Origin of the sequence: Sphaerisporangium sp. NPDC005288 (genome assembly GCF_040607475.1) — a bacterium.
GTDB lineage: Bacteria > Actinomycetota > Actinomycetes > Streptosporangiales > Streptosporangiaceae > Sphaerisporangium > Sphaerisporangium rhizosphaerae.
Map to the genome: position 1 here is coordinate 1 of NZ_JBEXGT010000023.1, position 19,400 is coordinate 19,400.

The window sequence follows — 19,400 nt, forward strand, 5'->3', positions numbered from 1 at the left end:
GCCTCGGCCAGCTCGCGGGCGAACGCGGCGCGGTCGGCGGCCGAGGCGAAGCGGATCTCGCCGTCGATGGCGAAGGTCGCGACCTTCTGGCGCGCCTTGGCCGCCCCGGTGATCAGCTGCCCGACGTCGCGCACCAGCCGGGAGGCCACCGCCAGCAGCCACCGCGCCGACAACTGATCGGGCGAGCGCGCCGGGTCGGGGGCGACGGCGGCCAGCGCCACCGGCGAGATCACGTAGGACGCCGCGGTGGCGCGCATGACCCGCTCGGTCACGTTGCCCTTGCGCCGCTCTTCCACCAGCTCGACCAGCCCGTACCGCTCAAGGGTCTTGAGGTGGTAGTTCACCTTCTGCCGCGGCAGGCCGACCTTGGCCGCCAGCGTGGTGGCCGACCCGGGGACGGCCAGCTCGGCCAGCAGACGGGCCCGCACCGGATCGAGCGAGACCTCGGCCGCCGCCGGGTCCTCGATGACCGCTACATCCAACATGACTACACGGTCTCAGCCGAAAGTATTAGTTGTCAAGACGCAGGAAGTTGTCGGGCCGATATCCGGGAAATGACCTGGACGTCACGCCTTCCGGACCGTGGCCTGGCGGCGGGGCCACGGTCCGCGGGGCGGCCGGCGCTCGCCCGGTCAGGGAACCTGGGGCAGCGTCGAGGTGGTCGTGGTCGGCGTGGAGGTGGCGGTGGCGCTGACCGGCGTGCCGGTCGAGTTCGGGAAGATCAGGCGGATGTTGATCGCCTGGGCCTGGCGGTTGACGTTGGCGCTGCGGCTGAGGCTGCGGTTCAGGTGGCGGGCCCAGTTGCGCGCCCAGCTGCGGGCGAAGGTCCGGTTCCAGTTGCGCGCCCAGTTGCGGTTCCAGTTGCGGTTACGGTGACGGGACCAGTCCCGGTAATCTCCCCCGCCCCCCTTGGTGATGGTGGTCGCCGCGTTCGCGCCGGTGATCGTGGTCGCGGCCCCCAGGCCGAGCATGCCCCCGGTGAGCGCTGCGCAGATCGTCAGCGTGCTCACGAACTTCTTGGCGTTGGGCATTGCGTATCCCCCTTGGACGACTTCGGGTGCTTGAAGGGTGCATTCAGCGGCATCGCGGTGAATGCTGTGGTGACTCAGTGAGTCTCGCTACTTGTCTGTTTTCCTCGGGCGACGTCGGACAAACGAATAACTGCCACTTTTGCGATGTGCTTAATCTCTTGTTGTGGTCTTCGGTTCCATATTTCCCGACTTCAGCGGACTTGCTCGTCTTGATCTTGCTATAACTCGGCACCCTCGGCGGCCTGTGCGCCCGCCGCTCGAACCGCTATTTCGGGGAACCTAGCCCTTAATCCTCATAAGGGCGTTTCCCGCTCAGTGTCCGTTGCGTACGGAAGAAGGATGCTTTCTCGCGCGGAAAGCCGCGACTGGTAATCGCGTGGAGAAGTGCCTGGATATCGGGACAAGGGCTGTCATGTCCGTCAGGCCGGATCTCTGGGCCCATGGACCCCGGTGCGGCAGCACGCGCCGGTACCACATATGGTCCGGTGCATGACTGCTCATTATGACGTCGTGGTGGTCGGAGCCGGCCCCGGTGGGTATGTCGCGGCCATCCGGGCCGCCCAGCTCGGCCTGAGCGCGGCCGTCGTCGAAGAACGCTACTGGGGCGGTGTCTGCCTCAACGTGGGCTGCATCCCCTCCAAGGCGCTGCTGCGCAACGCCGAGCTCGCCCACCTGTTCACCCAGGAGGCCAAGACCTTCGGCATCCACGTGGAAGGCAAGGTCACCTTCGACTACGGCGAGGCGTTCAAGCGCAGCCGCAAGGTCGCCGACGGACGCGTCAAGGGCGTCCACTTCCTGATGAAGAAGAACGGCATCACCGAGTACGACGGCCGGGGGACCTTCACCGACCCCCACACGCTGCAGGTGGCCCGTTCGGACGGCGGCGCCGAGACCGTGACGTTCGACCACTGCATCATCGCGACGGGCGCGACGACGCGGCTGCTCCCGGGCACCTCCGTCAGCGACCGGGTCGTCACCTACGAGGAGCAGATCCTCAGCGACGCCCTCCCCGAGAGCATCGTCATCGCGGGCGCCGGCGCCATCGGCGTCGAGTTCGCCTACGTCCTGCGCAACTACGGGGTCAAGGTGACGATCGTCGAGTTCCTCGACCGCATCGTCCCCCTGGAGGACGAGGAGGTCTCGGCCGAGCTGGCGCGCAGGTACAAGCGGCTCGGCATCGAGGTGCTCACCTCCACCCGGGTGGAGGACATCGACGAGTCCGGCGAGAAGGTCAAGGTCACGGTGTCGAGCGGCGGCGAGCGGCGCACGCTCGAGGCCGACAAGGTGATGCAGGCCATCGGCTTCCAGCCGCGCGTCGAGGGCTACGGGCTGGAGAACACCGGCGTGCGCCTCACCGAGCGCGGCGCCATCGACATCGACGGGCTCTGCCGCACGAGCGTGCCGCACATCTTCGCCATCGGGGACGTCACCGCCAAGCTCATGCTGGCGCACGCGGCCGAGTCCATGGGCATCGTCGCCGCCGAGACCATCGCCGAGGCCGAGACGATGGAGCTCGACTACGTCATGATCCCGCGCGCCACCTACTGCCAGCCGCAGATCGCCAGCTTCGGGTTCACCGAGGCCCAGGCGCGCGAGAAGGGCTTCGAGGTCAAGGTGGCGAAGTTCCCCTTCACCGCCAACGGCAAGGCGCACGGGCTCGGGGACGCCGTGGGGTTCGTCAAGATCCTCAGTGACGCCCGGTACGGAGAGCTGCTCGGCGCGCACCTGATCGGCCCCGAGGTCACCGAGCTGCTGCCGGAGCTGACCCTGGCCCAGCAGTGGGACCTCACCGTCAACGAGGTGGCGCGCAACGTGCACGCCCACCCGACGCTCGGCGAGGCGGTGAAGGAGGCGATCCACGGGCTGGCGGGCCACATGATCAACATGTGATTCCCCGGGACGCGCCGACGTGTCAACCGCACCGGTGTCATCACTTGGCGTGTAGCTTCGACTACCGAGAGTAGCGACGCGTACACGTGAAAGGGATCGGACATCATGCGGGGGAAGTTCATCAGAGCGGCTCGGACGTTCGCGGTCGCCTCCGGTTGCGCGGCGGTCCTCGCCGCCGCGACGGGCGCCTCGCCCGCCGTGGGCGCGGCCGCGGCGCCCGGCCCCATCCGCAACCACGCCAACTGGCGGTGCCTGGACGCCGATCTGAACACCATCGGGCCCAACGGCACCAAGGTGCAGCTGTGGAACTGCAACGGCTGGAACAACCAGAAGTGGACCTACGACGTGCGGACGCACACGATCCGCAGCCAGTACAACGGCCGCTGCCTGGACGCCGACCTCAACACCATCGGCGGCAACGGCACCAAGGTCCAGCTCTGGGACTGCAACGGCTGGAGCAACCAGAAGTGGATCTACGACGCCATCAGCCACACGATCTACAGCATGTACAACGGGCGGTGCCTGGACGCCGACCTGAACGGCATCGGCGGCAACGGCACCAAGGTCCAGCTCTGGGACTGCAACGGCTGGGCCAACCAGAAGTGGACCATCTGAGGGGCCTGAGATGCGACGCCACCTTCTCGCAGCGATAAGGACGCTCCTCGTCGCGGCGGGCTGCCTCGCCGCCACCGCCACCGCCGCCTCGGCGACCGCCGGCGGCGGCGCCGGGAGCGGCCCCATCCACAACCGCGCCGACGGCCGCTGCCTGGACGCCGACCTCGGCCGCATCGGCAGCAACGGCACCCGCATCCAACTGTGGAGCTGCAACGGCTGGGCGAACCAGACCTGGAGCTACGACCCGGCCACGCACACCATCAGGAACCTGGTCAACGGCCGCTGCCTGGACGCCGACCGCGGCAACCTCGTCAGGAACGGCACCCGGGTGCAACTGTGGGACTGCAACGGCGGCGCCAACCAGCAGTGGCTGTACGACCGGCGCAGCCACGCCATCTACAGCCTGGCCGGCGGGCGATGCCTGGACGCCGACCTCAAGGGCGTCGGGAGCAACGGCGCCCGCGTCCACCTGTGGGACTGCAACCGCTGGAGCAACCAGAAGTGGAGGCTGTGACCGCGCGGGCCCGGCACCAGCATGTTCACCGGTCCGGAGGGTAGAGGCAGGCGCAACGACCGGACCGAGGAGAACGCATGAAGAAACTGCTGAAACTCGTGGTGACCCGCTGGCTGGCCCGCACGCCGTTCGGGCTCGTCGTCCTCGGCGTCGGATGGTGGCTGATGCGCAAGCGCCGCGGCGACCAGCCCGGCGAGCGTCGCGACGCGCTGCGCGAGCCCGGCCGCTCGTCCCGCAACCCGTACACCGGCCGGCGTCCCGTGGCGGGCGGCCGCCGGTAAGGGGCCCGGGCTCCGGCGGTCACACCCGTTCCTGGCGAGGGAAGACCACTTCTCTCACCAGGAGCAGGACCGCGGCCGCCAGCGGGATGCCGAGCAGCGCGCCGACGATGCCGAGCAGCGCCCCGCCGAGCAGCGCGCCGATGATCGTGGCGATCGGCGGCACCGCGACCGACGACTTGAACACCGGCGGTGAGATCACGTAGTTCTCGATCTGCTGGTACACGATGAAGAAGATCACACACGCGATGCCGACCTGCACCGAGGTCAGGAATCCGACGCCGGAGGCCACCACGGCCCCGGCCACCGCCCCGACCATGGGGATGAGGTCGGTCACGGCCACGAAGATGGCCAGGGCCAGCGCGTAGGGCACCTTGAGCACCGACAGGAAGACGAAGGTCACCCCGCCGGCGATCAAGGAGATGATCAGGTTGCCGGCGACGTAGCCGCCGATCTGCCTGAGGATCTCGTCGCCGAGCAGCCGCACGCGCGTCCGCCGGGAACGCGGGACCAGCCGGTACCCGGTCTCCTTGATCGAGTGCAGCGAGCCGAGGAAGTAGAGCGTCAGCACCAGCACCGTCAGTCCGCTGAACAGCGCGCTGATCACGACGCTCGCCACGCCGAGCAGGCCGCCGAACATCTGGCTCGCGAGACTGCCGCTGGTCACGTACTGCTGCAGCTTCTCCAGCACCTGGTAGCGCTGGTCGACCGAGCGGATCACCGGGTGGTTCTGCAGTTGCTGGACGTACTCCGGCAGGTGCTGGATGAAGCCGGTGGTCTGGTCGGTGAGCGGGGGCACGATCGCCAGCCCGAAGGCCACGAAGAACGCGATGACCCCGCCGAACACGATCGTGATCGCCAGGCGGCGCGACAGGTTGCGGCGCTGGAGCGCCTCCACGGCCGGGTTGAGCCCGATCGCCAGGAACAGCGAGACGATGATCAGCACGATGGCGGACCCGGCGGAGGCGATGGACTGCACGAGCAGCCAGGCGGTGAGCACGCCCAGGGCGGCGGTCAGGCCGAACATGAACGGGTTGCTCCGCAACGGACGGCCGGGCCGGCCGAACGGCTGCTCGTACTCCTTGGGGTCGATCTTGCGGGGTTCTCCCGCGCCGTCGCCGGCCGGGTCGCCGGCCGTGCGGGACACCTCGGAGGAACCGGAGGGCGCCGCGGGGCGGGGGTCGCCCGCCACGCCCGCGTCCGTGGGTGCGGCGTCGGACGCGCCGGGGTTCTCGGCGCCTTCCGCGGGGAACGAGGGGAACACGCTGGAGATGTCTGCGCGCTCGGAGCTGCCAGTGTCGGACACGCGTCCTTGCTGCCCGGCGGAGGCGGGTTCAGTCCCGCTCCCTGCCTGATAAATGCCGGAATTTCGCGATCTGGACTATCGGCTGCGGCGCGTGACCGCCCCCAGGACGGCAGGAAGCGCCCCCCGGATGCTCCGGAGGGCGCCTCGCCGCTCGGTTCAGTACATCTTGCGCGAGGTGTCGTCGGCCCTCATGCCGCCTTCCTCGGCGCCGCCCATGTCGTCCACCCTCTCGCCGGGCCACCTGCTGGCATCGGCTCCGGTGTCCTTCATGGTGTCGGCCCACTGGCGGCTGTTGTTGCGGTAGAGCACGATGCCCACCGCGCAGGCCGCCACGCCGGCCGCCAGGGCGAGCATCGACCAGCGGCTCCGCCGTTTGATCGACGGCGCCGGATCGACGCGCTCGGCGGCGCGGGCGAGGAACGCGCTGACCTTCGGCGCGATCTCGTCCTCGACCGAATGAGCCGCACGGTCGAGCATGGGCGCCGCCCAGACGCGGGCGTCCTCGATGCGGTGCGCGGCGACCTCGCGGGCGGTGTGCGCCATCGGACGGACCTGGTCGGCCGTCCGCATGGCCTGGGTCTTCATCCGATCCATCCGCGTGGCCGCCATCGGTATGACCATGCTCACACGGCGTCTTCTCAGTGTCAGGGACACGATAACCTCCCCTGTCCTCGGGGCCCCGCAGGCTCACCTTCCCGATCGAAAGCGGCTCAATCCTGACGCGGCATGGGAGGATGCGGGGTAGGCCATTGCGCCATAGTGGACGAAACAACGCAAATCCGACGGGTAACCCGACATATCGAAGGGGGCAGCCCCCGTGGCTGAGAATCTCATCGCAAAACTCCGCACCACTCTGGGTGACGTCAAGCTCCGTCTTTTCCCCGACCACGCGCCCAAGACCGTGCGCAACTTCGTGGAACTCGCCGAGGGCACCCGCGAGTGGACCCACCCCGAGACCGGGCAGAAGACCAACGACAGGCTGTACGACGGCACGATCTTCCACCGGGTCATCCAGGGCTTCATGATCCAGGGCGGCGACCCGCTCGGCCAGGGCATCGGCGGCCCCGGCTACGACTTCGACGACGAGATCCACCCCGACCTGCGCTTCGACCGCCCCTACCTGCTCGCCATGGCCAACGCCGGCAAGCGCTTCGGCCGGGGCACCAACGGCTCGCAGTTCTTCATCACCGTCGTCCCCACTCCGCACCTCAACGGCGCGCACACAATCTTCGGCGAGGTGATCGAGGGGCAGGACGTCGTGGACGCCATCGTCAAGACGCCGACCCGGCAGGACCGCCCGCTCACCGACGTCGTCATCCAGGAGGTCGTGATCGAGCGCGTCCAGTCCTGAGGCGGCCGCGCCCCGGCGGCCTCGGCCGCGAGGCCGCCAGGGGCACACCTCCACGGCCGCACCCTGATGCGGCGATCCACGGCCGCACTCGGATGCGGCGATCCATGGCACCGCGCGCTCGCCGGCGTGCGTAGGGTGGCAGTCTGTGGATAGGCGCGCACAGGTGAAGGGGCCTCGAACAGGCGATGACCACTCAGCCAGACCACCCCAGTCCGTCCGACCGGCCGCAGGACCACTCCGAGCCCGGTCCCTCTGACGCGGTCCCCACCTGTTACCGGCACCCCGACCGCGAGACCTACGTGCGGTGCCAGCGGTGCGAACGGCCCATTTGTCCCGACTGCATGCGCGAGGCGGCGGTCGGCCACCAGTGCGTCGAGTGCGTGCGCGAGGGCAGCCGCACGGTCCGCCGCGCCGAGGCGCCCTTCGGCGGCAGGCCGGTGACCACTCCGATCGTGACGTGGGCCCTGCTGGCGATCAACGTGCTCGCCTACCTGGGCGAGGTCGTCGCTCCGGCCCAGGTGCTCGGCCGCTTCGAGATGTCGTCCTACGACGTCGCCATGGGCGAGTGGTGGCGGCTGATCACCGGGGCCTTCCTGCACGCGCCCCCGCCGTCCTACTGGCACATCCTGTTCAACATGTGGGCTCTGTTCGTCATCGGCCCGCAGCTTGAGAGGATGCTCGGCTCGGTGCGCTTCGCGAGCGTCTACCTGCTCGCGGCGCTCGGCGGCTCGGTCGCCGTCTACCTGTTCGGCTCGGCGGCCGTCGGCGCCTCCGGGGCGATCTACGGGCTGTTCGGCGCGATGTTCGTCGTCGCCCGGCGCCTGGGCTACGACGCCCGGGGCGTGATCTGGCTGATCGGGATCAACGTGGTGCTGACCTTCGTGATCCCGGGCATCAGCTGGCAGGGCCACCTCGGCGGCCTGGTCACCGGAACGCTGGTGACCGCGCTGTTCGCCTACGCGCCCTCGGGAAACCGCAAGGCCGTGCAGCTCGGCACGGTGCTGGTGGTGCTCGCGGCCTGCGTCGCCCTGGTGGCGCTCATGCCCCCGCTCGGGGCCTGAGCGGGGGACGCTTCCCGGAGGAGCCCCGGGCTTGCTTCCCCAGGTTGTGGATAAAACCTGTGGAAAACGTCACTCGCCGTGCGCGTCCGGTCGTGACCGGTTCGGCCGCCGGCGAGTGGACACGCCTCAACGCCAGCGGGTGGACAGCACCACACCGAAGATGATCAGGACGAAACCGACGCCCAGGTTCCAGTTGCCCAGTGCGGCGATGCCGGGCGTGGTCGGGGCGATGTAGAAGACCGCGATCCACAGGATGCCGATGATCCAGGCGACGACCATCGTCGGCGCCAGCCAGCGGGGGCTCACCTTGACCTGCTGCGACTTCTGCGGCGGAGTGTAGACCGCCTTCTTGCGGGTGTTGGACTTGGGCACGGCAGCTCTCCTGGTGGGGCCCGCGCGGTGTCGCGGGCACTGGCAGCCAGCGTAATCGCTGGCCTGTGAAGACCGCAGTAAGCCTAGTCGGCGTAAGCGGCGAACGGCGATTCACGCGCAAAAAGTAAGTCAAGCGCCGATCGTCGCCGGGACGCCGCGAGGGGTCCTGCCTACGCTGGCTTGCGCAGGCGTGGTCCGCACGCCTCCTCCGCTACTCCGGATATGTCGTGATTATGCCTTCTGGCGGTGGATATGAGGACCCTGCTGCGCACCTGCGGCGAGCTCAGCGTGACCGCCGGGGTGGCCATGCTCCTCTTCTGCGCCTACCTGCTCTGGGGCACCGGCTCCTACACCGAGTGGTACCAGCACGTCCTCAAGCAGCAGCTCCAGCAGACCGCCAAAGTGGCCAAGCTCGGCAAGATCCACCTCGGCGACGCCGTCGCGATGATCCGCATCCCCCGCCTCGGGCGCGACTACGAGTACGCCGTCCTGGAGGGCGTCGGCCAGGAGGACCTGCGCCGCGGGCCGGGACACTATCCGGGCACGGCCCGTCCCGGCAAGGTCGGCAACTTCGTGCTGTCCGGCCACCGCACGACCTACGCCGCCCCCTTCAACCGCATCGACGAGCTGCGCCGGGGCGACGCCATCGTCATCGACGCCCCCGAGGCCCGCTACACCTACCGCGTCTCCGGCAAGCAGGTCGTCACGCCGGACCAGGTGGACGTCATAGCGCCGGTGCCCGGCCGCCCGGGCGCGCGTCCCACCGAGGCCGTCATCACCCTCACGACCTGCCACCCCGAGTACTCCGCCCGGGAGCGGCTGGTCGTCTACGGCGTCCTGTCCGCCAAGCGCGACCGCCGCACCTGAGGGCGGCGCCCCTGCCCGACACTCCCACCGGATCTTTCAGGAAGCGAGGCGGCCGATGTACGGATGGCTCTGGCGGGTCATCCCCGGCGGAACCGGGGTCAAGCTGGCGACGATGCTCGTGCTGGCCGGTGCGGCGGGGGTCGTACTCTGGTATTTCGTGTTCCCTTCCTTGGAGCCGCACATGCCCGTCGACCGGGCGACCGTAGGCCGATGAGCCGCGTGCTCGTGGTGGACAATCACGACAGCTTCGTCCACACGATCGTGCAGTACCTCCGCGAGCTGGGCGCCGACTGCGACGTCCGGCCACGCGACCATGTGCGCCTCCAGGACGCCGAGGGCTTCGACGGCGTGCTCATCAGCCCCGGCCCCGGAACACCGGAGGCCGCCGGGGTGAGCGTGCCCCTGGTGGGCTTCTGCGCCGAGCGCGACCTCCCCCTGCTCGGCGTCTGCCTCGGCCACCAGGCCATCGCCGTCGCCTACGGGGCCGCCGTGGCCCGGGCCCCCGAGCTGATGCACGGCCGCACGAGCGAGATCGTCCACGACGGCGAGGGCGTGTTCGCCGGGCTGCCCTCGCCGGTCACCATGACCCGCTACCACTCGCTCGCCGTGATCCCCGGCACCCTGCCCGAGACGCTGACCGTCACCGCCGCCACCGGCACCGGCGTCATCATGGGCGTGCGGCACGCCACCGCGCGGGTGGAAGGCGTGCAGTTCCACCCCGAGTCCGTCCTCTCCCGGCACGGGCACGAACTTCTCGGAAATTGGCTCGCCCAAATCGTGTAACGCCGGGCGGGTCTGAGACGACTACCGAATGAGGGTCTCCGCCGTCGCCCCCGAGCGGCGGAGACCCTCTTCTCATGTCCGGCCCCGCGCGCCCCCGCCGCCGGCCGCCCTCCCCGCCTCATCGGGCAGCCCCGCCATCTCCGGCAGCCCCTTCGCCCCTGTCGGTCGCCTTCGCGCACACGGGAAAGCCCCTCCCCGGACGCCGAGAAGGGGCTCACACCGCGCTGAGCGGACGGCGCGTCAGTTGCCGAAGTTGTCCGGCGGCGGGTCACTGAACGGGTCGTCGGTGGGCTGCTCGTTCGGGTCGGTCGGCTGCTGGTTCGGGTCGGTCGGCTGGTCGGTGGGCTCGTCGGTCGGGAAGGTCTCCTCCGGCGGCCCCGAGGACACCACCAGCGTGATCGTCATGCCAGGGGTGAGCTTGGAGCCCGGCTTCGGGCTCATGCTGATGACGTTGCCCTGGGGGACGTCCGCGCTGGTCTGCTCGACGGTCCTGACCTTGAAGCCCGCGCCGCGCAGGGTGGCCGTGGCCTCCTTGGCGGTCTGGCCGGTCACATCCGGCACCTCGGTCTGCGCCTTGGGCACGTAGATCTTGACGATGCTTCCCTCGTCGACCTTCTCGCCCGCGGCCGGCTTGCTCTGGAAGACCTTCTGCTGCTCCTTGCCGGAGACGACGCTGACCACCTGCACGTTGAGATTGTTGTGCTTGAGCGTCTCAGTGGCCTCGTCCACCGTGCTTCCGACCACGTCCGGCACGACCGCCTGCTTGATGCCCTTGGAGACCTTCAGCTGGACGGTGGCGCCCTTGGCGGCCTTCTCGCCGGCCGCGGGCTCGGTGCCGATGACGGTGCCCTTGTCGACGTCGGAGCTGAACTCCTGGACGACCTCGACCTTCAGGCCCTGGTCTTCCAGCTTGGCCTTGGCGGCGTCCTCGGTCTGCCCCTTCACCAGCGGGATGGAGACCTCGCTCGCGGTCTGCTGCCCGCCGCCGTCGGAGCTCAGGAAGGCGTAGCCGATGCCGATGAAGGCGCCGATCACCAGCAGCGGGATGAGGATCCACGCGGCGGTCTTGAGCGCGGTGTTGCCGCCGGAGGCGGCCCGCCGGCGCTCGTACCGGCCGCCGCCACCCGCCTGCGTCGGGGCGTACTCGTAGGGCGGCACCGCGTTCGTGCGCTGGGTGGCCGGCCCGCCCGGCGCCTGCAGCGTGCGGGTCTGCTGGCCGGTGTAGTTGTTGTTGCTGATCGCCATCGTGTGCGCGGCGTCGACCGGCATGCCGCTCAGGGCCCGCTGGATGTCGGCGCGCATCTCGGCGGCGCTCTGGTAGCGGTGCGCCGGGTCCTTGGCCATGGCCTTCAGGACGATGGCGTCGGCCCACTTGGGGATGTCGGGGTCGATCTGCGACGGCGGGATCGGGTCTTCGCGCACGTGCTGGTAGGCGATGGCCACGGGGGAGTCGCCGGTGAAGGGCGGCTGGCCGGTGAGCAGCTCGTACAGCACGCAACCGGTGGAGTAGATGTCGCTGCGGGCGTCCACGCGCTCACCGCGGGCCTGCTCGGGCGAGAGGTACTGGGCCGTGCCGATGACCTGCGCGGTCTGCGTCATGGTCGCGGCGGAGTCGGCCATCGCGCGGGCGATGCCGAAGTCCATCACCTTGACGTCGCCGGCGAGCGTGATCATGACGTTGGCCGGCTTGATGTCACGGTGGACGATGCCGCCGCGGTGGCTGTAGTCCAGCGCGCGCAGGATGCCGTCGACCAGCTCGGCCGCGCGCTCCGGCAGCAGGCGCCGGTCCGCCCGCAGCAGGTCGCGCAGGGTGCGCCCGTCGACGAACTCCATGACGATGTACGGCACGGGGGTGGCGTCCGTCATGTCCTCGCCGGTGTCGTACACCGCGACGACCGAGGGGTGGTTCAAAGACGCCGCGGACTGTGCCTCGCGGCGGAAACGGGCCTGGAAGGTGTGGTCCCTCGCCAGATCAGAACGGAGTGTCTTGATCGCGACAACCCGGTCCAGCCGGATGTCCCGGGCGCGATACACCTCGGCCATGCCGCCGCGCCCGACGACTCCGTCGAGCTCATAGCGACCACCGAGTAGCCGAGGCTGAGTCATTTCCTGCACAGTCCCTTGCCGTTCATCTTGGGTACCGGCCCGCGGTGCGGCTGCCGGTGTCCATCATCGACCCCCCACCGCATTACGTCTCCCCGTTCGGGGGGATTGTGGTGCTTGCGGATGCACTGGGGCTTGGCGTCTCACTCGGCGTGGGGGTCGGTGTGGGCGTCGGAGTAGGGGTCGGAGTAGCGGACGGGGTCGGCGTCGGCGTGCGCGGCCGGGTGGGCGTGGCCGACGTGCTTACCGTAGCCGACCGTGACGCCGACGGCTTGACAGACTTCACCGGTTTGGGTCGAACGGATGCCGCTGACGTGCGCGTCGGCGACGACGACACCGGGCCGCCGGTCACCGGATCGGACGGCGCGCTCGGCCCGCCGTCCGTCCCCAGCTCGGGGATCCCGCCGGTCGCCAGCGCCCCCAACCCGACGGCGGCCGCGCACCCCGCGGCGGCGAACAGCCCGATCGCCCGGCGCCGGCGGCGGCGCCCCGGCGGCGGAAGCGGCCGGGGATGCCCGGGCCCGGGGCCGGGGCCCGCCGGAGGACGGCCGATGCGGGTGGGCGTGGCGGGCGGGACGTCCGCGGTGGTGTCGTCGTACAGACCGCCGAAGCCGTCGGCCGCAGAAGTCACCGCGCCGGCCGCCGGAGTGACCGCGCCGGCACCCGGAAGGACCGCGCCGGTCGCCGGGAACGCGGCGCCGGTCGGTGGGACGGGCGCGGCGCCCGGCCCGGACGGCCGGCCGGACTCCTCGACGGCCCTGCGCACGGCGAAGCCCGACGGATCGGTCAGCATGCTCAGGTGCGAGTCGTGGGCCTTCACCAGCGAGTCGCGCAGCACCATCGCCCGGTCGGCCAGCTCGCGGGCGGTGGGCGGACGGTGCTCGGGGGCCTTGGCCAGCATGGCCGCGACCAGGTCGCGCACCGGCCGCGGCACGGTCTCCGGCAGCGGGGGCACCTGCTCGTTCAGGTGGCGCAGGGCGATCGCGACCTGGTTGCCGCCGGTGAACGGCGGCTGCCCGGTCAGGCACTCGTAGGCCACCACGCCGAGGGAGTACAGGTCGGTCGAGGGGGTGAGCGTGCTGCCGGAGGCCTGCTCGGGACTGACGTACTGCGCGGTGCCGAGCACGGTGCCCGTCATGGTGATGCGCGAGCCCTCCAGGGCCCGCGCGATGCCGAAGTCGGTGACCTTGATGAGCCCGGCCTCGGTGACCAGCAGGTTGCCCGGCTTGACGTCGCGGTGGATGATGCCCGCCCGGTGCGCCGTGTGCAGGGCGCGCGCGGTCTGGCCGATGACGTCGAGGGTGGCCTCGGGGCTGATCGTGCCGTTGCGGCCGAGGATCGCCGACAGCGGCTCGCCGGTCACCAGCTCCATCACCAGGTAGGCCAGGTCGTCCTGCTCGCCGTAGTCGAAGATCTGGGCGATGCCGGGGTCGGACAGGGCGGCGGTGATGCGCGCCTCGTTGCGGAAGCGCTCGCGGAACTCCGGGTCGGCGGCCACGTGCCGGCGCAGCAGCTTCACCGCGACGTCGCGGGCGAGCAGCCGGTCGGTGGCGCGCCAGACCTCGCCCATGCCGCCGGCGGCGATGCGCCCGGTCAGCCGGTAGCGGTCGTTCAGCACCCGGTCGGCGAAGCTCACTGTCCGAGCACCGCCTGCATCACGTCGTGCGCGATCGGCGCCGCGACGACGCCGCCGGTGGCGTCGTTGCCGGCGCTGCCGGACTCGACGAACACCGCGACCGCGACCTTCGGGTCCTCGGCGGGGGCGAAGGCGATGAACCAGGCGTGCGACGCGGCGCCCTTCGCGGTCTCGGCCGTGCCCGTCTTGCCGGCCACGGTGATGTTCGGAAGCTGGGCGGCGGTGCCGGTGCCGTTCTGCACCACGCTGATCATCATCTGGCGCAGCTTGTCGGCGACGTCGGGGCTGATCGCCTCGTCGAGCTCCTGCGGGCGCGCGCTCGCGATCTCGTCGTTGTCCGGGCTGACGATCTTGTTGACCAGGTAGGGCTTCATGACCTTGCCCTCGTTGGCCACGCCGGCGGCCACCATGGCCATCTGCAGCGGTGTCATCTGGTTGCTGCGCTGCCCGATCGCCGTCTGCGCCAGCGCGGCCTTGCCCTCGTCGGGGCCGATGTCGCTCTTGACCACGTTCAGCGGGATGTTCATCTCCTGGCCGATGCCGAACTTCGCGGCCTGCTCCTGGAGCTTGTCGTAGCCCATCTCCAGCGCCATCGTGCCGAACGCCGTGTTGCACGAGATCGTCAGCGCGTCGATGAGCGTGGCCCGCCCGCCGCACGACTCGCCGTGGTAGTTGCGCAGGCCGATGGTGGTGCCCGGCAGCGGCAGGATGTCCGGCGCGTCCACCGTCGTGTTCACATCGCGCGACTCGTCCTCGCTGAGGTAGGCCGCCGAGGTGATCACCTTGAACGTCGAGCCAGGGGCATAGGTTTTGCTGGTGGCCCGGTTGATCAGCGGCTCGTTGTCGTCGGAGTTGAGCTTGTTGTAGACCCTGGCGGCCTTGGCCTTGTCGGGCACGGCCATCGGGCTCGGGTCGTAGCTCGGCACCGACACCATGGTGAGCACCGCGCCGGTCTTAGGGTCCAGTGCCACCACCGCGCCGCGCTTGCCGCTCTTCTGCAGGCCCTCGTAGGCGACCCGCTGCGCCTTGGGCACCAGGGTCAGATCGATCGCCGCGCCGCGCGTCGGCTTGCTGGTGATCAGGTCGACCGTGCGGCGGACGAACAGGTCGGGGTGGCTGCCGTTGAGGTACTCGTTCTCGGCGTTCTCGATGCCGCGCTCGCTCTCGGGCGCGAAGAACCCGATGACCGGCGCGAAGACCGGGCCGTCGACGTACTTGCGCTGGAAGCGGAAGTCCTTCCCCGCGCCGGTGTCGACCGACTTGGCCAGCGTCTCGCCGCCCGCGGTGATCATGCCCCGCTCACTCTCGTAGCGGGCGAAGAAGCTGCGCTTGTTGCGGTTGTCCGCGCGAAGCTGGTCGGCCTTGACCGCCTGGAGGTAGTTCACGTTGATCATCAACAGGGCGAACATGGCCAGGCAGGCGACCGCCGCCCGCTTGAGCGTGCCGTTCATCGCTGGAACACCTGCGTCAGCCCCTCGTCCTGGATCGCCTGCGGCGGCGGCCGCCGTGCCGCGTCAGACATGCGTACCAGAAGCGCGATAAGAATCCAGTTCGCCAGCAGGGCGGACCCACCCTGCGACATGAACGGCGTGACCAGGCCGGTCAGCGGGATCAGGTTGGTCACGCCTCCGACGATGATGAACACCTGCCAGGCCAGGATGAACGACAGACCGCCCGCCAGCAGCTTGCTGAACGGGTCGCGGGCCGCGATGGAGGTGCGCAGGCCGCGCTCGACGATCAGCGCGTACACCATGAGCAGCGCCATCAGGCCGGTGAGCCCGAGCTCCTCGCCGGTGGCGGCGAAGATGAAGTCGGAGAACGACAGCGGGATCAGGTACGGGTGGCCCTGGCCGAGCCCGGTGCCGAGGATGCCGCCGGACCCCATGCCGAACAGGCCCTGCATGAGCTGCTCGCTGCCGCCCACGCGGTTGAACAGCTCAGGATCGCCCGGGTTCAGCCAGACCTGGAAGCGGTCGCCGACATGGCTGAACAGCTGCCCGGCGACGAACGCGCCGCCCGCGAACAGCAGCACGCCGATGAGCACCCACGACGTGCGCTGGGTGGCGACGTAGAGCATCGCGATGAAGGCGCCGAACAGCAGCAGGGAGGTGCCGAGGTCCTTCTCCAGGACCAGGACGCCGACGCTGACGACCCAGGTGATGAGCACCGGGCCGAGGTCGCGGGCGCGGGGCAGGTCGATGAAGAGCAGACGGCGGCCGGCCAGCGCCAGCACGTCGCGCTTGGCCACCAGGTAGCCGGCGAAGAACACGACCAGCGCCAGCTTGGCGAACTCGCCGGGCTGGATGGAGAAGCCGCCGACCTGGACCCAGATGCGGGCGCCGTTGATCTGCTTGCCCAGAAAGGGGGTCATGGGCAGGATGAGCAGCCCCAGGCCCACGAAGCCCGCGGTGTAGGTCATGCGCTGCAGCGCCCGATGGTCGCGCAGCACGATGAGCGTGGCGGAGAACATTACGACGCCGAGCGCGGTCCAGAAGAGCTGGGTGTTGGCCGAGGCGAGCTTCGTGGCCAGCTCGAGGCGGTAGATCATCACCAGGCCGAGGCCGTTGACCAGCGTCACCAGCGGAAGAATCAGGGGGTCGGCCCAGGGGGCGAACTTGGCCAGCACGAAGTAGGCGGCCAGCATCAGCCCGCCGAGGCCGAGCCCGTAGCCCAGCATGCCGGCGGGAACCTTGCCGCCCTCACCCAGACCGACGTTGGCGTAGGCGACCATGACGATCGCGACGGCGAAGGCGAGCATGACAAGCTGCGCCCCGCGCCGTTTCGCGGTCATGGGGACGGCCGCGTCGTCTACGGCACTCACTTACGAGGACTCCGTGGGGGTCGGGGAAGCCGTCGGCTGCGTGGTCTTCTGGTCGCCGCCGGACTTGGCCTTGAGGTCGTTGATCTTCGTCGTTCCTGCCTGGAGGTCGGCCACCGGAATGCCCCGGCGCACCTGCTCGCGCTCCGGCTCGGGGATGGACGACACCGAAAGGCCGGTACTCTGCGCGACGGAATTCAGTTGGATCGGTCCGATGGTGGTGTCAACCCCGCGAAACAAGACTAGCTCGTCGCCTTTGGCGCCGACGTAGTACTGGTCCTGTGTCCAGCGGTACCCGAAATAGCCACCACCTCCCACGGCCACCGCGAGAAGCCCCACCACGACCACGGCCATCGGCCACGCGCGCCGCCGCTTGACACGCCGCGGGGCGGCCACGGCGTTCGCCGCCGGGCCGCCCGCGGGTTCGTCATCCAGGTCGTCGTCCACGATCACAGGCTGGGGAGCGGTGATCGTGGACGCGCGCCCCGCCGGCGTGTCGGGAGGCTGGGAACGCAGCCGGTTGGACCCGGCGGCGCCCACGACCGCGGCGTCACCCGCCACGACCTGGCCTTCCTCGATCTCGACGACGTCGGCGACGATGCAGGTGATGTTGTCGGGGCCGCCGCCCCGGTTGGCGAGGTCGATGAGCTGGCGGACGACCTGGTCCGGCTCGTCGACGGTGGTCAGGGTGTGGTGCAGGGTCTCGGCGCTGACGACGCTGGACAGGCCGTCCGAGCAGAGCAGATAGCGGTCGTTGATCTGCGCTTCGCGAAGCGACAGATCTGGATCGACCTCGCCGCTGCCGTCGAGGGCGCGCAGCAAGATCGAGCGCTGAGGATGACTGGCGGCTTCCTCCTGCGTGATCCTCCCGTCGTCCACGAGCGACTGCACCAGGGTGTGATCGTGTGTGATCTGGTACAGCTCGCCGTTGCGGAGAAGGTAGGCGCGGGAGTCGCCGACGTGGACGAGGGCGACGCGGGTGCCCGACCACAGCATGGCCGTGAGTGTGGTGCCCATGCCCTTGAGGCTGGGATCACGGCCGACCATCTCGTGCAGCTTGCGATTGGCGTCGCGCACCGCGGCCTCGATGGCGCTGAGCAGGTCACCCCCGGAGGCGTCCCGGTCGAGGGACGACATGGCGGTGATGGCGACCGAACTGGCCACCTCACCGTGAGCGTGCCCGCCCATGCCGTCTGCGACGGCGAGCAGGCGCGGGCTCGCGTACGCCGAGTCCTCGTTTCCTTCGCGGAGGAGGCCGACGTCCGAGCGGGCGGCGTAGCGGAGTGCGATTGTCATTTGCGCAATTCGATGACGGTTTTACCGATGCGGATCGGCTGGCCGAGGTGCACCGGAGTCGGGCGGGTCACTTTGGAGCGGTCGAGATAGGTGCCGTTGGTCGAGCCGAGGTCTTCCACGATCCACTGACCGTCCTGGGGGAACAGCCGGGCGTGCCGGCTGGAAGCGTAATCGTCGCTGAGAACCAGCGTGGCGTCATTCGCCCGACCGATAGTGATTGGCGTCTCCGTGAGGTTGATGATGGTTCCTTGCAGGGGACCACCCGTAACGACCAGTTGTTTCGGCTCCCCCTTCTTCGGCTTGGCTGGTTGGCGAGCGGGCTTGACGGGTTTGCGCGCGGCCGCGGGAGCGGTCGAGCGTGATCCGAACAAGTCTGTCCGGATCACTCCCACCGCGGCAATCACAAAGAACCACAGCACCGCGAGGAACGCGAGCCGGATCAGCAGCAGAGTGAGCTCGGACATGGACCGTCTGTCTACCCTTAATCGCGCCGGAACACCAGAGTCGTGCGCCCCAAGGTCACGCGGGTGCCGTCCTGGAGCTCGATCCGGCGAACCGGCTGGCCGTTGACGAATGTGCCGTTGGTTGAACCGAGATCGACGAGGGCCACTGTCGGCCCCTCGACCCTGAGCTCGGCGTGGTGCCTGGAGACGCCCGGGTCCACCAGCCGCAGATCGCAGTCGGTGCCCCGCCCGAGGAGCGTCACAGGGGTCGTGAGGTCGAAGGACCGCTGCCCCTGCGGGTCGTCCTGGGTGGACACCAGCAGGCGCGGACGGCCGGCGAACGCGCTCGGCTTGCTCGCCGGGAGATCACTGACGGGCTGCCGGATCTCGTCCTGCTCGACCGTCGCCCCTCTGATCACCCCCGAGCGGATGCGGAACAGGCCCACCGCCAGATCGTCGGCGGTCTCGAAGCGCACCCGGACAGGTCCCACGAACGAGTACCCCTGTTCCTTGGCGTACTCCCTGGCGAGGTTGGCGAGCTCGTGGCCGATGCTGTCGGCGTACACCTCCAGCCGCTCGCTGTCGGTCGTGGACAGCTCCACCACGAAGTCGTTCGGCACAAGCGTGCGGCCCTGCGCCACGATCGCGGCCCGTTCGTCCATCTCCCGCTGAACCGCGCTGGCGACCTCGACCGGCTGAAGGTCAGATTTGAACGCCCGCGCAAAGGCCCCCTCGACCAAGCCTTCGAGCCTTCGCTCGAAGCGCTGAAGGACTCCCACCGGGTACCTCCCTTCCTCCATCGTCTAGGAGGATCGTATCCGGGTTCGGTGGCATGCACGGATCCGTGCTAGCCTTTGGACCGCACTCAACAAGGGCGAGTGGCGGAATGGCAGACGCGCACGGTTCAGGTCCGTGTGTCCGAAAGGATGTGAGGGTTCAAATCCCTCCTCGCCCACTCGGGCCCCGCATGGTCGAAGCCTAAGCTTCCTCCCCGGGGCCTTTGTGTTACCCCAGGGGGACACCCCCTGGAACCCCC

General features: G+C 69.6%; 21 protein-coding genes and 1 tRNA gene. 10 read left to right on the plus strand and 12 right to left on the minus strand.

Annotated elements, in window-relative coordinates:
• Positions 1 to 485 (minus strand): helix-turn-helix domain-containing protein (locus ABZU32_RS21945; RefSeq protein ID WP_354924630.1); only part of this gene is annotated, 485 nt, incomplete at its 3' end.
• A 147-nt stretch (positions 486 to 632) separates the two neighbouring features.
• A complete protein-coding gene (locus ABZU32_RS21950) occupies positions 633 to 1,031 on the minus strand; it encodes a hypothetical protein (RefSeq protein WP_354843959.1) in 399 nt (132 codons plus the stop codon).
• Positions 1,032 to 1,520: 489 nt separating this feature from the next.
• On the opposite strand from ABZU32_RS21950, the gene lpdA reads away from it, so the two are divergent.
• The 4 genes from lpdA (at position 1,521) to ABZU32_RS21970 (ending at position 4,331) form a co-directional block, all read left to right on the plus strand.
• Positions 1,521 to 2,921 (plus strand): dihydrolipoyl dehydrogenase, encoded by a 1,401-nt coding sequence (gene lpdA, locus ABZU32_RS21955; RefSeq protein ID WP_354843962.1) that lies wholly within the window; start codon positions 1,521 to 1,523, stop codon positions 2,919 to 2,921.
• A gap of 105 nt (positions 2,922 to 3,026) precedes the next feature.
• Positions 3,027 to 3,536: an RICIN domain-containing protein gene (locus ABZU32_RS21960; RefSeq protein WP_354924632.1), complete on the plus strand. Its 510-nt coding sequence runs from the start codon at positions 3,027 to 3,029 to the stop codon at positions 3,534 to 3,536.
• Positions 3,537 to 3,546: 10 nt separating this feature from the next.
• Entirely contained in the window at positions 3,547 to 4,050 is a 504-nt protein-coding gene (locus ABZU32_RS21965) for an RICIN domain-containing protein (RefSeq protein ID WP_354924634.1), read from the plus strand.
• Between the two features lie 77 nt (positions 4,051 to 4,127).
• Positions 4,128 to 4,331: a DUF6203 family protein gene (locus ABZU32_RS21970; RefSeq protein ID WP_354924636.1), complete on the plus strand. Its 204-nt coding sequence runs from the start codon at positions 4,128 to 4,130 to the stop codon at positions 4,329 to 4,331.
• A gap of 19 nt (positions 4,332 to 4,350) precedes the next feature.
• Here ABZU32_RS21970 and ABZU32_RS21975 read toward each other — a convergent pair whose 3' ends face one another.
• Positions 4,351 to 5,634, minus strand: coding sequence for an AI-2E family transporter (locus ABZU32_RS21975; protein ID WP_354924638.1), 1,284 nt, complete (start codon positions 5,632 to 5,634; stop codon positions 4,351 to 4,353).
• 156 nt (positions 5,635 to 5,790) lie between these two features.
• On the minus strand, positions 5,791 to 6,261 hold the full coding sequence (locus ABZU32_RS21980; RefSeq protein WP_354843977.1) for a hypothetical protein: 471 nt from the start codon (positions 6,259 to 6,261) through the stop codon (positions 5,791 to 5,793).
• A gap of 190 nt (positions 6,262 to 6,451) precedes the next feature.
• Between ABZU32_RS21980 and ABZU32_RS21985 the strand changes: the two genes are divergently transcribed.
• Together ABZU32_RS21985 and ABZU32_RS21990 are read left to right on the plus strand one after the other, a co-directional pair.
• Positions 6,452 to 6,985: a peptidylprolyl isomerase gene (locus ABZU32_RS21985; protein ID WP_354843980.1), complete on the plus strand. Its 534-nt coding sequence runs from the start codon at positions 6,452 to 6,454 to the stop codon at positions 6,983 to 6,985.
• A gap of 185 nt (positions 6,986 to 7,170) precedes the next feature.
• Positions 7,171 to 8,046, plus strand: coding sequence for a rhomboid family intramembrane serine protease (locus tag ABZU32_RS21990; RefSeq protein WP_354843983.1), 876 nt, complete (start codon positions 7,171 to 7,173; stop codon positions 8,044 to 8,046).
• Positions 8,047 to 8,172: 126 nt separating this feature from the next.
• Here the strand turns inward: ABZU32_RS21990 and ABZU32_RS21995 are convergent, their stop codons facing one another.
• A complete protein-coding gene (locus ABZU32_RS21995) occupies positions 8,173 to 8,418 on the minus strand; it encodes a cell division protein CrgA (protein ID WP_354843986.1) in 246 nt (81 codons plus the stop codon).
• Between the two features lie 252 nt (positions 8,419 to 8,670).
• On the opposite strand from ABZU32_RS21995, the gene ABZU32_RS22000 reads away from it, so the two are divergent.
• From ABZU32_RS22000 to ABZU32_RS22010, 3 genes are read left to right on the plus strand one after another with little or no spacing between them, the layout of a single operon-like run.
• Positions 8,671 to 9,285, plus strand: a complete 615-nt coding sequence (locus tag ABZU32_RS22000) for a class E sortase (protein ID WP_354924782.1) — start codon at positions 8,671 to 8,673, stop codon at positions 9,283 to 9,285.
• Positions 9,286 to 9,340: 55 nt separating this feature from the next.
• The gene (locus ABZU32_RS22005; RefSeq protein WP_354843988.1) at positions 9,341 to 9,499 is read left to right on the plus strand and encodes a hypothetical protein; all 159 of its coding nucleotides are present in this window, start codon (positions 9,341 to 9,343) and stop codon (positions 9,497 to 9,499) included.
• Complete coding sequence (locus tag ABZU32_RS22010; RefSeq protein ID WP_354924640.1) at positions 9,496 to 10,068, plus strand: gamma-glutamyl-gamma-aminobutyrate hydrolase family protein; 573 nt, start codon at positions 9,496 to 9,498, stop codon at positions 10,066 to 10,068. Before ABZU32_RS22005 ends, ABZU32_RS22010 begins: the two co-directional genes overlap by 4 nt.
• A 240-nt stretch (positions 10,069 to 10,308) precedes the next feature.
• On the opposite strand, the gene pknB is transcribed toward ABZU32_RS22010, so the two are convergent.
• The 7 genes from pknB to ABZU32_RS22045 all read right to left on the minus strand — a co-directional run bounded on the left by pknB (position 10,309) and on the right by ABZU32_RS22045 (position 19,143).
• Entirely contained in the window at positions 10,309 to 12,174 is a 1,866-nt protein-coding gene (gene pknB / locus ABZU32_RS22015) for a Stk1 family PASTA domain-containing Ser/Thr kinase (RefSeq protein WP_354924642.1), read from the minus strand.
• 82 nt (positions 12,175 to 12,256) lie between these two features.
• A complete protein-coding gene (locus ABZU32_RS22020; protein WP_354924644.1) occupies positions 12,257 to 13,807 on the minus strand; it encodes a serine/threonine-protein kinase in 1,551 nt (516 codons plus the stop codon).
• On the minus strand, positions 13,804 to 15,258 hold the full coding sequence (locus ABZU32_RS22025) for a penicillin-binding protein 2 (protein WP_354924646.1): 1,455 nt from the start codon (positions 15,256 to 15,258) through the stop codon (positions 13,804 to 13,806). Before ABZU32_RS22025 ends, ABZU32_RS22020 begins: the two co-directional genes overlap by 4 nt.
• Entirely contained in the window at positions 15,255 to 16,598 is a 1,344-nt protein-coding gene (locus tag ABZU32_RS22030; protein ID WP_354844615.1) for an FtsW/RodA/SpoVE family cell cycle protein, read from the minus strand. Before ABZU32_RS22030 ends, ABZU32_RS22025 begins: the two co-directional genes overlap by 4 nt.
• A gap of 30 nt (positions 16,599 to 16,628) precedes the next feature.
• Positions 16,629 to 17,921, minus strand: a complete 1,293-nt coding sequence (locus ABZU32_RS22035) for a Stp1/IreP family PP2C-type Ser/Thr phosphatase (protein ID WP_354924647.1) — start codon at positions 17,919 to 17,921, stop codon at positions 16,629 to 16,631.
• Entirely contained in the window at positions 17,918 to 18,385 is a 468-nt protein-coding gene (locus ABZU32_RS22040) for an FHA domain-containing protein (RefSeq protein ID WP_354844001.1), read from the minus strand. The genes ABZU32_RS22035 and ABZU32_RS22040 overlap by 4 nt, the downstream gene beginning before the upstream one ends.
• Before the next feature lie 17 nt (positions 18,386 to 18,402).
• Positions 18,403 to 19,143 carry a DUF3662 and FHA domain-containing protein gene (locus tag ABZU32_RS22045; RefSeq protein WP_354844003.1) on the minus strand — a complete coding sequence of 247 codons (741 nt, stop codon included), beginning with the start codon at positions 19,141 to 19,143 and terminating at the stop codon, positions 18,403 to 18,405.
• A gap of 93 nt (positions 19,144 to 19,236) precedes the next feature.
• Here ABZU32_RS22045 and ABZU32_RS22050 point away from each other — a divergent pair.
• A tRNA-Leu gene (locus ABZU32_RS22050) sits at positions 19,237 to 19,319 on the plus strand.
• Positions 19,320 to 19,400 lie beyond the last annotated feature (81 nt).